Here is a 12,242-nt window from a genome sequence, read left to right on the forward strand (position 1 = left end):
TGAACTTCATCCACGTCACCCGCTTTGCATGGCCGCTACGCTTGCCACATCAGGTCCCATCCAAATCATTCACCGGATGCCGCCCTTGCTTGCAGATTCGTCGATGACCTTGTCGTGTTTCGCGGCATGCCGGCCGAACGCATCGAGCACCAAGCACCACCCATGACCGGCTCCGGAATAGATCGCGCGTTCGAGCGGCGCCTGGCATCGCTGGTCAATTCTCGCGAGTCCGGGGTGTTGCAGGGCGGCCTCAAGGGCGTAGAGAAGGAATCGTTGCGAGTCTCCCTCGATGGCTGTCTGGAGCAGAGCGGTCATCCGCGCAGCCTGGGTGCGAGTTTGACCCATGAACATATCACGACGGATTATTCGGAATCCCTGATCGAGCTGGTCACGCCTGCCTTCGGCCAGTGCCGGGAGCTGCTGCAATACTTGTGCGATCTGCATCAGTTCGTCTACAGGCACCTGCCGGACCAGTTGTTGTGGGCCACCAGCATGCCCTGCGGCCTGGAGGGTGATGCGAACATTCCGGTGGCGCGCTATGGCCGATCGAACATCGGACGTATGAAGGAGGTCTACAGGCTCGGCCTGGGCTATCGCTACGGCCGGATGATGCAGGCGATCTCGGGCATCCATTTCAATTATTCCTTTCCTGAGCGCTTCTGGCCGGTATTGGCCGACAGCCTGCAGGAGCGCAAGGTCGATCGCGATTTCATCTCGGCACGGTATTTCGGGCTGTTGCGCAACTATCGGCGCTATGGCTGGCTGATTCTGTACCTGTTCGGCAATTCGCCGGCCTTGTGCAGCTCTTTTTTGAACGGACGCCGGCACGCCATGCCGGAACTGTCGCCGGGTACATTCTATGAACCCTACGCGACTTCACTGCGCATGAGCGACCTGGGTTACAGCAATAAAAGCCAGAAAGGCCTGCATATCGGCGTCAACAGCATCGACGAGTACATCCGCGACCTGACGGCCGCCGTGAGCACGCCGCATCCCGAGTATCAGAAGATCGGCGTCAAGGTCGACGGCAGTTATCGTCAGTTGAATGCGAACCTGCTACAGATCGAAAACGAGTACTACAGCTATATCCGGCCCAAGCGCGTGACCCGTTCCGGGGAGCATCCGACGCAGGCTTTGCGCCGCGGCGGAGTGGAGTATGTCGAGTTCCGCGCTTTGGATGTGAACGTCTTCGATCCCGCCGGCGTCGATCAGACCAAGCTGCGCTTTCTGGAAGCATTCGCAGCCTTGTGCATATTGAAGCAAAGCGATCCGATCACTTCTGGAGAGCAGGTCGGTCTGGATGCCAATCACGCACTGGTTGCGCATCGGGGCCGCGAACCGGGATTGACACTCAACCGTCATGGGCGGCAGGTACCCTTGCTGGCATGGGGACGGGAACTCATCGATTCGATGCGCGGGATTTGTGAACTTCTCGATCAGGGCGATGTGCAGCGTCCTTATGGCGCGGCGCTCGACCTGCAGGCGTTGAAGCTCGATGATCCACAAAGCACTCCCTCGGCGCGCAGCCTGAAAGAATTACGGAGCAGCGGGGAATCTTTTATCCAGTTCGCCCTGCGCATGTCGCGGTTGCACAAGGTTTATTTCACGGATCTGTATCCGCCGAACGAGCGGCGCATGACTGAATTTGCCGTGGAGGCGGAGCTGTCCCTGCGCAAGCAGGAGGAACTGGAGGCTGCCGACGAAGTCGACTTCGATCAATTTCTGGCGAACTATTTTGCATCTGCCGGGTAGATCATTCGCCCGGTGTTCGCCCCGGAACATGGGAGCACTCGCCAGGGAAACTTTAGAATTGTGAACCGTATCCGAATTACGGTGGCGATACCGGCTATCATACCGGTTTTTTTCTAATTATCCGTGAGCAGTACGCCGAATCTTTTTTCCAATACCCCGGTCGTCTCCGCCGCCGGGGTTCAGGCGGGCGCGGTGGCCGGTGTGACGGTTTCCCGCCGCGTCTCCCGGTCGCAACAAGCCTCGGCTGCCCATACGACCGGGATTTTGCCGGAGGCGGCTAGAGGGCATTGCGCGGCGAGTCAGCAGACGCCGGCTGCGGCCGAGGACGAAGCGAATTTCGTACAGACGGGTGGCTGGAGCGCTTACGAGGTATGGTTTCGCTTCATCAAGGAAGCACGCGAAAAACGTCGCCCCCCCGGCTGAGCGCAGCGAATACCCGCGCCGCGCGCTGCGATCGCTCCGGCTAAGCGCGTCGACCACTTGCCCCGAGTGCTTCGGTTGTCGGTGCCGCCAGCCCCCTCGACGCGCAGGATCCGCTTGCCGCATATCGTAGTCGCCCGACTTCCAACCAGGCCATCGGTCATGGTTAGAATGACCGTATGACCCCGACGCGAGCAGCCGAACAGCAGGAAGAGCGCGCTCATCGGCTGGAACAGGAGTTTCAGGCCGTTCTCGACGCCGCCGTCGATGCGGTGGTGCTGTTCGATCATGAGGGCCGTATCGAACTGCTCAATCGTGCGGGCGAGCGCATGTTCGGCTACCACGAACAGGAAGTGATCGGTCTGCGGGTCAATCTGCTGCTGCCCGAGCCGTATCGCTCCCAGCAGGACGACTATCTGCGTCACCATATCGAAGCCGGTGAACCTCGTATCATCGGCATCGGCAGGGAGTTGCTGGCGAAACGGCGCGACGGCAGCGAATTCTCCGCTGAACTGGCGGTCGGGCGCGTTCAGGGTACGGATCCTCCCCGATTCGTGGGCTTCATTCGCGACGTCACGGTCCGGCGCAATTCCGAAGAAGCCTTGCGCCGCAGCGAGGCGCAGCTGACGATTGCTCAGGAAATCGCTAATTTAGGTAATTATGTCGTTCATCTCGACAGCAATTGCGAGGATTACTGGTCGCCGCATCTGTACCGTGTCCTGGGTCGGCGTTATGGCGACCTCTATATCGGCGTCTACGATTATCTTGAACCCATGGTGCATCCAGCCGATCGGGTACGCTGGCAGCAGGCGCGCCGTGCATTGGATACACAGGGGCGCAGCATGGATATCGAGTACCGGGTGATTCATCCGGATGGGTCGCTGCGCCATGTGCATCATATCGCCCAAGTATCGCGCGCACTGGACGGCCGTATCGTGCGGCAGGTCGGCACGCTGCACGACATCACCGACCGGCGCCGGGCAGAGGATGACGCACGCCAGATGCAGGATCGTATTGCCCATTTCGGCCGGATTTCCACCATGGGAGAGATGGCTGCCGGCCTGGCCCACGAGGTCAACCAGCCTCTGACCGCCATAGCGACCTATGCGCAGGCCTGTCAGCGGCTGATCGCCTCGGAGCATGCATCCAGCGATGATATCGCAACTGCACTGGATCATATTTGCACTCAGGCGCTGCGAGCGGGAGAGGTCATCCGCAGGCTGCGCCAGTTCGTCAAGAATCGCGAGGTTCGCCGCGAATTGCTGGATGCGAACCGGCTGCTGGACGACGTTCTGGTACTGGCTCAAACGGATCTGCGCCATCACGGCGTGCGCATCGTCGTGGAGCATGCGCCGCGCAGCTTCCCGGTACAGGCCGATGCGGTACAGATCCAGCAGGTCATACTCAATCTGGTGAGGAACAGCATCGATGCAATGCTCGATTTGCCGGAAACACACCGCGAGATCCTGCTGCGGGCCCGTATGGATGGGGAGGGAGACGTGGAGCTGATGGTTGCCGATCGAGGTACCGGCGTCGATGTCGCGGCAGCGGCGGCATTGTTCGATCCATTCTTTACCACCAAATCAGGCGGCACCGGGCTGGGGTTGTCTATCAGCCGCTCGATCGTGCGCGCACACGGCGGTAAATTATGGTGCAGCGCCAATCCAGGGGGCGGCGCCTGCTTCTTTTTTACTTTGCCGGTCGTTCCGGCGCCTGCGGGGAGCTGATCAATGCGGGGAAATTCAACTAACCAACGCCCTACGATTTTCATCGTTGATGACGATTCGGCGGTGCGCGATGCGCTGAAACTACTGTTGCGCTCGGTCGGGCAGGCTGTCGAAACCTATGCCTCGGCACAGGAGTTCCTGGATTCCTATGGGATGGATCGCCCTGGATGCCTGGTGCTGGACATTCGCATGCCCGGGATCTCCGGCTTGGAGCTGCAACAAAAACTGAACGAGAAGCATTCCATTCTACCCATTATTTTTATCACCGGGCATGGCGATGTGCCGATGGCAGTGGAGGCCATGCAGGCGGGCGCGGTGGATTTCATTCAGAAGCCGTTTCGGGATCAGGATCTGATCGATCGTATCAACCAGGCTCTGGAGAAGGACAGCAGCAACCGGGCGGCGCTGGGCGAACGGAATGACATACGGCGGCGGCTGGAAACGCTGACGCCTCGAGAACACGAAGTCCTGGAACTCGTTGTTCGCGGCAAGGCGAACAAGGTCATTGCCGGAGATCTGAAGTTGAGTCAGCGAACCGTGGAAATACACCGGGCGCGCGTCATGGAGAAGATGCAGGCATCTTCCCTCGCACATCTGGTGCGCATGGTGCTCGAAGTGGGGCAGGGATAAGGGAAAGCGAATACGAGGAATGCGCCTGTCCGGGATGCGCCCACGGAGCTCAGGGTCGGGCAGCGCTGAAAGCCGCCTCGGATCCCTGTAGTGACGTCGCTGGAGCGCCTGCTCACGGATACAGATCCGCCCGGGCATCGAAGGGCAGCTCATTACGCATCCTTTCATAGAATTCACGAGCTTGCGGCGTATCCGCCGGCGGCAAGACGATCTGCAGGATCACGAACTGATCGCCGGGCGTCGGACCGGGCAGGCCGCGGCCCTTGAGGCGCATTTTCTGTCCTGCCCGTGCATTTGCCGGAATGCGCAAGGCCACCGGTCCGGCCAAGGTCGGGGTCTGGACCGTAGTTCCCAGCGCTGCTTCCCATGGAGCTATCGGCAGCGTCAATGACACATCACGGCCCTGTGCCTCGAATAGCGGATGTTCGCGGAATCCGATTTCCAGGTATAGATCGCCTGCAGGACCGCCACCGATGCCGGGGCTGCCCTGGCCGGCGAGCCGGATGCGCTGACCCTCGACGACGCCGGCGGGAATGCTGACCTTGAGCGTGCGCGGCTGCAGTGTCACCTGGCCGCCCTGGCCGACCCGGGGCGATTTCAACTCGATTGTCTGCGAACCGCCGCGGAACGCGTCTTCCAGGGTAATCTGGATTCGGGCCACATGGTCTTCCCCGCTCGCTGCAAAGCCGCGGGCACCTGCACCGTGGCGTGCGGTACCCGCGGCGCCTCCGAACGGACTACGCTGCCCGAACAGTGAGGCAAAGAAATCGCTGAACCCGCCCGTGTCGCCGCCGAAAGAGGTGCTGGAGAATTCGAAATCCCGGCCCCAGTCGGGCGGCGGCCGGAATTCCTGGCCCGCACGCCAGTTCGAACCTAACTGGTCATAGGCGACGCGTTTCTGCGGATCTTTGAGGACTTCGTAGGCTTCCTGGACTTCCTTGAACCTTTCCTCGGCATTCGCCTCCTTGCTGACATCGGGATGATATTTGCGCGCCGCCCGCCGATAGGCGCGCTTGATGTCGTCCTGGCTGGCGTCCCGGGCTACGCCCAGCAGCTGGTAATAGTCCTTGTATGTGGTCACCGGCGATTCTCGGATGTGGTTTCAAGCTGGGCGGGACGGTGTCCAATGCCGGCTGCCGGGCTGACACGGCGCCGTACCGGTACACGCTGCGCCTGGGGGCGCAGGACTAGTATACCCAGCAGACCCAGCAGGAACGGAATGCTCAGCGAGCCGCCACCGGAACTGCTGCCCGCCTGTGTCTGCGAGGCGGGAGCGCCCGCCGGCGGCAAGGGACTGATGCAACGGGCCGCCAATGCACGCTTGTTCATTTGCTCGAGGCTGCATTCCGAGAAGATCCCTAAGGCGTTGATCGCCGGCGCCATCAAATAGCCGGGAGGCGCGTCGCGACAGACTTCCTCCGGGTCGCCGTCGTGTGGAGCGCCGAAGTTGTGGCCGATTTCATGCGCCGCCACCAGAGTGTCATGCCAGATACTGCCGGGATCCTGCCAGGCACTGCCTCGCACCTGGGTGAGCGCCACTCCATACCGCGACGAGCACAAGGAATCCACGTAGGCGATGCCTACGGTGTTGCCGTCCAGATCGCGGCCGGTGAACAGATGGGTCAGTCCCCGTGAGCGATGCTCGGGGGAATTCCTGCGCCGTTCGCCGAGTGCTTCCAATAATGACTGGGGCTGCACCGGATCGGACAGCATGGTGCCGAGTGAATGGTCGATGGATACGGCCTCGACTTGCAGTTCGATCTGGAGCTGGGTGCTGTAGATGCCATCCACGTTGTTCAATCGAATCAGGATGGCGTCCAGTGCCTCCCGCATGGTCAAGCCACGCTCCAGATAGCGTTGTAGGAATTGCGCATCGCCCAGCGCGGAAAGCGTCAGACGCCGGGTGGCGCCGGCGGCCTGCATGATCACCGCCGAGTCTTTCAATTCGCCCAGCAAGGCACCGTAAGCGGCGTCGCCGCGCATGACATTGCCGGTGTTCGCGGCGTCCGGATCCAGGTCTTCGAGCGTCTCTTGTGCCGAACCGCTTTCTTCATCGGTGGGGCCGGCGTGCACGGCGCAGGCGGCGGTGCCGGGCTCCATCAGGACATCGGCCAAACGGAAGATGACTGGCGTGGAAGGCTCGCTCGTGGCTGCCGGGGAGGTATCCGACATGTCATCGGACGATATTGGGGTTTGGTTCGACTGGGCTTGGTTCGACTGGGCGGGTTCGATCACGTACAGATCCGTCCCATCCCAAATCATGCCATGGGCTTCGCCTGCCATGGCGGCGAGGCGGACCCAGGATCGAGGGTTGCCGTCGAGCGTGCCGCGGTACAGGCTCAGGGAGGAGGGGGCGGATTTTGATTGCACCAATCCGTTCAAGCGGGCATTCGTTTCCAGCGACAACTCGAAGCGGCGCCCATACGCATCGAAGTGCAGCCGGTGCTCGCCATCCGAGCTGGCGAGGGCCTGCGTCTTGGCGGCGGTTCCGGTGTGAGCGTCGTCCCGTGCGGCCTGCGGCTGCGCGCCGGCCCAGGTGCGCAGCGCGGGCAGGGATTCGAAGTAAAGAACCTGGGGACGCGAGGCATCGATGCCGCTGGTATCGGCCGCCTGCAGTGTCGGCGCGGCCAGTACGCCGATTACGGCATACAGCCAGCCGAGGTGCCGTGCAGCACCGGATGCCCTGCGAAATTGCATATCCCCTCCCGACGACAATGCGCTTTTTCGCACAGCGGCATGAGCGCGGCAAGGGAAGGCGGGAATGGATCGTACAAGACGCGATGCGGATCACGTCGTGTCGGAATACTTTCCAGCGATTGCGAGATGGGGGCGGATTCCCTTGATCCATCGAGTCCGCCTCGCCTGCGCGAATATTGATCTGAATGTTAATATGCAGCATGTCACCGCCACCCCGGGTCTGTGTCCGGCGGCAATGCCGCCGCTGTTCCCGTTCCCGCCATGAGCCTTCATCCGGGCCGTCATCGCACCAGTGTCGGGGTTGAAACCGGCAGCCGCGAATCTCCTTGAGCGGCTCATCGTGGGCATGGCCATCTTGTCCTCTGCGGGAATCTCGCATTGCTCCATCTGCAAATCGATAGGCTGGTATCGGGAGCCGGTGCTATGAATCTGCGTCTGACGATGATGGGACCGCTGATCTTGCTGCTGGCCGGCTGCGGAATCCGCGACGGTGAAGGGCAGGTCATGGGGACCTTGGAGCGCGATCGCCTGGAGTTGATCGCAGAGTCCGGCGAGCCGATCGTGGAGATCATGGTGCGCGAGGGGGATCCGGTCGTACCCGGAGCGGTGCTGCTGCGCCAGGAACTGGGCGTCATGCAGGCGCGGCTGGATCAGGCGGAGGCGGCCGAGCGCGCCGCCGAGCGCCGGTTTGCCGAGCGGGTGAAGGGACCGCGTGCGCAGGAGATTCTCGAGGCCCGTGCGGCGCTGGATGCGGCCGGCAGCATGATGATCGCCCAGTCGAACGAATACCGGCGCATACGGGATCTGGTCGAGCGGCAGCTGGCCAGTCGATCTTCGTTGGACCTGGCGCGTTCGCAGCGCGATGATGCGGTGAGCACGCACAAACAGGCGGTGGCGCGCATGGACCTGTTGCTGGAAGGCACACGCAGCGAGGAGATCGAGCAGTCGGAAGCAGTACTGCGGCAGACGCAGGCCGCGCGCGCGGAACTGCAAATCAGCGCGGCCCGCTATTCGGTGACCGCCCCACGTGCCGGCCGTATCGAAGCGCTGCCCTACAAGCTGGGTGAACGCCCACCTGCCGGCGCGCCGGTGGTCATCATGCTGGCGGACGGAGTTCCCTACGCGCGTGTGTATGTGCCGGAACCGCGCCGGCTGCAATTCATTCCCGGTACGCCAGTGCGTTTGCGCATCGACGGTCGTCGTAAGGCGCTGCAAGGCAGCGTGCGTTTCATTTCGGCCGAGGCGGCATTTACGCCTTACTTCGCACTTACCCGGAAGGATCGCTCGCGCCTGAGCTATCTGGCGCATATCGACGTGACGGATCCCGCGGCGGATGAATTGCCGGTCGGTATCCCCGTGCAGGTCGAGCTGCCACAGGCTGGCAAGTGATGCAGGCCGCGCGACTGAACGGCGGTTCCATGAGCGCGGAGTCAGCCATTATCGCGCGCGGGCTGACTCGACAATTCGGCAAGCTGATCGCGGTCGACCACGTCGATCTGGATATTCCGGTGGCGCGTATCTACGGATTTCTGGGTCCCAACGGCTCGGGCAAGTCGACCACCATTCGTATGTTGTGCGGCCTCCTGCGACCGACCGCAGGCACGGTGAACGTGCTGGGCCACCGCATGCCGCGCGATGCCGAGCGGCTGCGGCACAAGATCGGATACATGACCCAGCGTTTCTCCTTGTGGGAGGATCTCACGGTCGAAGAGAACCTGGATTTCATGGCGCGGATTTTCGGTCTGGAAGCGGCCCGGCGTGCATCCCGCATCCGTCGACGGCTGGGCGAATATCGCCTGGAAAGCCAGCGCACTCAGCGCGCCGGTACGCTCAGCGGCGGGCAGAAGCAGCGCCTGGCGCTGGCGGCTGCGACCTTGCATGAGCCCGAGCTGTTGCTGCTCGATGAGCCGACCAGTGCGGTTGATCCGCAAAGCCGCCGTGACTTCTGGGGAAGCTTGTTCGAATTGGCGGATCGAGGCACGACGATTCTGGTATCGACTCACTACATGGATGAGGCCGAGCGTTGTCACGGTATCGCGATCCTGGATCGAGGCAGGCTGGTGGCGGAGGGTTCGCCGCGACAACTTTCAGAGGGAATCGCGGCGAGTGTCATCGAGATCGAGGCGGACGATGTGCGCGCCGCACGCCGCGCGCTGGAGGGCCATGATTTCGTCAGGAGTATCGCGCAGCTTGGAAATCGTTTGCATGCGCTGCTTGTGCCCGGAATGTCCTCGCCCGAAGCGCGGATCGAGGAGCTCATGGCCGCAGCGCGCGTGACTGCGAAGGTGGAGCGCGTGCGCGCCAGTCTCGAGGATGTGTTCGTGGCTGCCACGGGTTTCGGTGGATCAGATGTCGCCATTACGACGGACCAATCATCCGACCCGCGCTGTTCCTTCACGCCGACGGACGCCGGTTGATCCATGCTGGCGCGCATCCTTGCCATCGCTACCAAGGAGATCCGCCAGCTGCGACGCGACCGCCTGACCTTCGGCATGATCGTGGGTATTCCACTGATCCAGATGCTGTTGTTCGGGTATGCGATCAATTTCGATGTGCGCGGCCTGCATGCCGGCGTGGTCGATGAGGCGCGCACCTCGATGTCGCGCGCACTGATCGCCGACATGCAGGCAAGCGGAGTCATCCGGGTTCAGGCGTATGCCGACTCGGTGCCCGGTCTGCGCCGTCTGATGCAAACTGAAAACATATCCATCGGCATCCATATTCCCGCGGATTTCGAGCGCCGCCGGCTGGATGCCGAGCGTCCGCTCGCCCATCTATTCGTCGACGGCAGTGAGCCCACCGTGGAAAATGTCGCACGTGCGTTCGCTGCCATGCCGTTGCCGCGGCGCGCGGGACTGTACGGATATCCCGCACCCCTGTTCGAAGTACGCACCGAGTACAACCCCGAGAAACGGACGGCGGTACAAATCGTGCCAGCCTTGATCGGGGTCATTCTGAGCATGACCATGATGATGTTCACGGCCGTGGCCATCGTGCGCGAACGCGAGCGCGGCAATCTCGAACTGCTGATCACGACGCCGGCGAGCTCGTTCGAACTGATGATCGGCAAGCTTGTACCCTATGTATTCATCGGGCTGCTCCAGACCACGTTGGTGCTGTTCCTGGGAGCTGCGTTGTTCGACGTTCCCGTCAACGGCAGTCTCGGTAGCCTGTATGTGGCGGCATCGTTGTTCATTGGCGCCACTTTGGCGCTGGGTCTGCTGGCGTCCACGCTGGCGCAGACCCAGATGCAGGCCTTCCAGATGGCATTTTTCATCATGCTGCCCTCCATCCTGCTATCCGGGTTCGTTTTTCCTTTCGAGGGCATGCCGCAGGCGGCCCGTTGGGTCGCCCAGGTGTTGCCCTTGACGCATTTCGTCGAACTGGTGCGAGGAATCGCGCTGCGCGGCGCAAGCCTCGGCGGCCTGTACTTGCCGATCTACAAGCTGGTTACCTTTATTTGTATCGTGTTAGCGGCCGTAATCCTGCGTTTTCATAAGCGCCTGGATTGAACCACCGGGGCCGGTGCAGAATTGAGCGAATGCTCGCGTGATCGGGCCATTCCAAGAGCCCATGAATTTGGCGGGCCCAATTTTTGACAAGGATACATGCACCAAATTCGGGCGACGCGGCACAGGAGATGCGCCAAATCGGTGCGTACCGTCGCTGCCGCCGCTGCTATGACCTGAAAAGGCCTGGAATAGCCGCAGCTGCGGAGCGCTTTCGTCAATAAATGCGACGTCGGGCCGCGTCGGCATGGGATATGCAAGGTGGAATACGCAGTATGAAATATGCAGCTGCCTGGCATGCATGTCTACGTACCATTTTCCGGCGTCACCCATCCGCCCCGGGGATGCCGACCGCATCAGGAAGAGGAGCCACGGGGAATGAAACTCATCAGTGCGATCATCAAGCCGTTTAAACTGGACGACGTGCGTGCGGCGTTGTCCGAAATCGGGGTGTCCGGCATGACCGTTACCGAGGTCAAGGGTTTCGGTCGCCAGCGAGGGCATACCGAGTTATACAGGGGGGCGGAATATGTCGTGGACTTCGTGCCCAAGACCCGTATCGAAGTTGCGGTAAGCGACGGCCTGGTCGATCAGGTGGTCGAGGCGATCATCGGTGCCGCCAAGACCGGCAAGGTGGGTGACGGCAAGATTTTCATCACAGAGTTGGAACGCGTACTTCGCATTCGCACCGGTGAGACGGACGACCAGGCGCTGTAGCCGCACGCCGTTACGTTGCGGCAGACGCAAATTTCAGGCGCGTAGCGTCGTCGCGCCGCGCCGTATCGCCAGGGCGCCGCTGCGCACCACTTCCAAGAGTTCGGCGATGCCGGCAGCTTCAGCGATGAAGGAGGTGATCCTGGACTCGCTGTCGATCAGCTCGATCGTGAAGCTTTCAGCGTGATCGATGAGGATCTTGGCACCAGCGCTTCGGACACAGAGACGTAGATTTTCTATCTGGTCCGCGGACGCCTGAAGCTTGAGCAACAACAATTCTCGCTCCACGTGCTGATCGCGGGTGATGTCCTCGACATTGATGACGTCGATCAGCTTCAACGACTGGTTGATGATCTGGTGGATCACTGCCTCAGTGCCCGTCGTGACCAGGGTGACCCGGGAAATCGTGGGGTGATCGGTGGGCGCCACATTCAGTGATTCGATGTTGTAGCCCCGCGTGGAAAACAGGCTCGTGACGCGAGTCAGCGCTCCGACCTCGTTTTGTAACAGTATCGAAACGATATGGCGCTTACGCGAGCTCATGGCCGGGGTTGTCCTTTCGGTTTCTGGAGCCTGTCCGCACCCTGGGCGGGACGGACGGATCCTTCAAGCATACGGGATCCGGGCACATCGGATCCAGGCATGAGCCGCCTGAGGGCCCGGCACGGCGGCGCGCAGCTGCAGCGCAGTGTCTAGCCCGGTCTGCCTCGAGTGATCGGGCTGGAGGGTGACGGTATGCTATAATCCAGGGAGCAGATCATGCCGCGTCCCGTAATGGCCTCCTGCTTCGCGA

At 61.7% G+C, this 12,242-nt stretch carries 11 protein-coding genes; 8 read left to right on the forward strand and 3 right to left on the reverse strand.

The features are described from left to right. The first annotated feature begins 162 nt into the window (after nt 1-162). The 4 genes from gshA to fixJ all read left to right on the forward strand — a co-directional run bounded on the left by gshA (nt 163) and on the right by fixJ (nt 4,529). Entirely contained in the window at nt 163-1,752 is a 1,590-nt protein-coding gene (gene gshA, locus ACG33_RS00680) for a glutamate--cysteine ligase (protein WP_210399121.1), read from the forward strand. 123 nt (nt 1,753-1,875) lie between these two features. Then, the gene (locus ACG33_RS00685) at nt 1,876-2,175 is read left to right on the forward strand and encodes a hypothetical protein (RefSeq protein WP_066917906.1); all 300 of its coding nucleotides are present in this window, start codon (nt 1,876-1,878) and stop codon (nt 2,173-2,175) included. Between the two features lie 176 nt (nt 2,176-2,351). Then, nucleotides 2,352-3,899: a PAS domain-containing sensor histidine kinase gene (locus ACG33_RS00690; protein WP_066917907.1), complete on the forward strand. Its 1,548-nt coding sequence runs from the start codon at nt 2,352-2,354 to the stop codon at nt 3,897-3,899. 3 nt (nt 3,900-3,902) lie between these two features. Further along, nucleotides 3,903-4,529 (forward strand): response regulator FixJ, encoded by a 627-nt coding sequence (gene fixJ / locus ACG33_RS00695; RefSeq protein WP_066917908.1) that lies wholly within the window; start codon nt 3,903-3,905, stop codon nt 4,527-4,529. A 112-nt stretch (nt 4,530-4,641) separates the two neighbouring features. Here the strand turns inward: fixJ and ACG33_RS00700 are convergent, their stop codons facing one another. Continuing rightward, the gene (locus ACG33_RS00700; protein WP_066917909.1) at nt 4,642-5,610 is read right to left on the reverse strand and encodes a DnaJ C-terminal domain-containing protein; all 969 of its coding nucleotides are present in this window, start codon (nt 5,608-5,610) and stop codon (nt 4,642-4,644) included. After that, nucleotides 5,607-7,226 carry a M12 family metallo-peptidase gene (locus ACG33_RS00705; RefSeq protein ID WP_066917910.1) on the reverse strand — a complete coding sequence of 540 codons (1,620 nt, stop codon included), beginning with the start codon at nt 7,224-7,226 and terminating at the stop codon, nt 5,607-5,609. Before ACG33_RS00705 ends, ACG33_RS00700 begins: the two co-directional genes overlap by 4 nt. Before the next feature lie 423 nt (nt 7,227-7,649). Between ACG33_RS00705 and ACG33_RS00715 the strand changes: the two genes are divergently transcribed. The 4 genes from ACG33_RS00715 to ACG33_RS00730 all read left to right on the forward strand — a co-directional run bounded on the left by ACG33_RS00715 (nt 7,650) and on the right by ACG33_RS00730 (nt 11,452). After that, nucleotides 7,650-8,615, forward strand: a complete 966-nt coding sequence (locus tag ACG33_RS00715) for an HlyD family secretion protein (RefSeq protein WP_066917912.1) — start codon at nt 7,650-7,652, stop codon at nt 8,613-8,615. A 29-nt stretch (nt 8,616-8,644) separates the two neighbouring features. Then, complete coding sequence (locus tag ACG33_RS00720) at nt 8,645-9,643, forward strand: ABC transporter ATP-binding protein (RefSeq protein ID WP_066922625.1); 999 nt, start codon at nt 8,645-8,647, stop codon at nt 9,641-9,643. Nucleotides 9,644-9,646: 3 nt separating this feature from the next. Then, nucleotides 9,647-10,738, forward strand: coding sequence for an ABC transporter permease (locus ACG33_RS00725; RefSeq protein ID WP_066917913.1), 1,092 nt, complete (start codon nt 9,647-9,649; stop codon nt 10,736-10,738). A gap of 375 nt (nt 10,739-11,113) precedes the next feature. Beyond that, on the forward strand, nt 11,114-11,452 hold the full coding sequence (locus ACG33_RS00730) for a P-II family nitrogen regulator (RefSeq protein ID WP_066917914.1): 339 nt from the start codon (nt 11,114-11,116) through the stop codon (nt 11,450-11,452). Between the two features lie 33 nt (nt 11,453-11,485). On the opposite strand, the gene ilvN is transcribed toward ACG33_RS00730, so the two are convergent. Next, the gene (gene ilvN / locus ACG33_RS00735; RefSeq protein ID WP_066917915.1) at nt 11,486-11,992 is read right to left on the reverse strand and encodes an acetolactate synthase small subunit; all 507 of its coding nucleotides are present in this window, start codon (nt 11,990-11,992) and stop codon (nt 11,486-11,488) included. Between the last annotated feature and the right edge of the window lie 250 nt (nt 11,993-12,242).

The sequence above is a fragment of the Steroidobacter denitrificans genome (genome assembly GCF_001579945.1).
Taxonomy (GTDB): domain Bacteria; phylum Pseudomonadota; class Gammaproteobacteria; order Steroidobacterales; family Steroidobacteraceae; genus Steroidobacter; species Steroidobacter denitrificans.

Bases quoted from the DNA above. Each gene is read 5' to 3' on its own strand.
- ACG33_RS00730 (WP_066917914.1), top strand. From the start codon at position 11,114: ATGAAACTCATCAGTGCGATCATCAAGCCGTTTAAACTGGACGACGTG.
- gshA (WP_210399121.1), top strand. From the start codon at position 163: ATGACCGGCTCCGGAATAGATCGCGCGTTCGAGCGGCGCCTGGCATCG.
- fixJ (WP_066917908.1), top strand. From the start codon at position 3,903: ATGCGGGGAAATTCAACTAACCAACGCCCTACGATTTTCATCGTTGAT.
- ACG33_RS00690 (WP_066917907.1), top strand. From the start codon at position 2,352: ATGACCCCGACGCGAGCAGCCGAACAGCAGGAAGAGCGCGCTCATCGG.
- ACG33_RS00705 (WP_066917910.1), bottom strand. From the start codon at position 7,226: ATGCAATTTCGCAGGGCATCCGGTGCTGCACGGCACCTCGGCTGGCTG.
- ACG33_RS00720 (WP_066922625.1), top strand. From the start codon at position 8,645: ATGAGCGCGGAGTCAGCCATTATCGCGCGCGGGCTGACTCGACAATTC.
- ACG33_RS00715 (WP_066917912.1), top strand. From the start codon at position 7,650: ATGAATCTGCGTCTGACGATGATGGGACCGCTGATCTTGCTGCTGGCC.
- ACG33_RS00725 (WP_066917913.1), top strand. From the start codon at position 9,647: ATGCTGGCGCGCATCCTTGCCATCGCTACCAAGGAGATCCGCCAGCTG.
- ilvN (WP_066917915.1), bottom strand. From the start codon at position 11,992: ATGAGCTCGCGTAAGCGCCATATCGTTTCGATACTGTTACAAAACGAG.